Genomic DNA, 384 nt, shown 5'->3' on the forward strand with positions numbered 1-384 from the left:
TTTGGCCTCTAGGGCGGCGGCATTGGCCCGCAGATCCCCGATTTCGTTGGGGCTGGGTACCAGAAGCATGGACAACCCCACGATGGAAGCCAGCAGCACGCAACTGGTCGCAGCCCAAATAGCGGCCCACTTCCAACTGATCGAGCTTGCTGCTTGGTACAGGCTTTCTTCCGCCTTCTCAGCACGCGCTGTAACGCCCTGTAGCGCCTTCACAGCGGGATTTACAGAATCCCCCAGAGTGGACTGGGTTTGCTGCTGGACGTCCGCTAGCGCGGCCTGAACCGCCTTCTCAACCGCGATCCGCGTGGCCTTCTCGATGATAAGCGACGAGGCGTGCCCAGCTTTGTTCATCTCTTCAACAGCTGCACCCGCTCGGGCTATGAC

At 60.4% G+C, this 384-nt stretch carries 1 protein-coding gene; it reads right to left on the reverse strand.

What is annotated here, in order from left to right; all coding sequences use genetic code 11:
• Positions 1 to 351 (reverse strand): hypothetical protein (locus GHO25_RS26260; RefSeq protein WP_218581101.1); only part of this gene is annotated, 351 nt, incomplete at its 3' end.
• Positions 352 to 384: the final 33 nt, after the last annotated feature.

This window comes from Pseudomonas sp. FSL R10-1350, assembly GCF_009600525.1.
GTDB classification, from domain to species: Bacteria; Pseudomonadota; Gammaproteobacteria; order Pseudomonadales; family Pseudomonadaceae; genus Aquipseudomonas; species Aquipseudomonas helleri.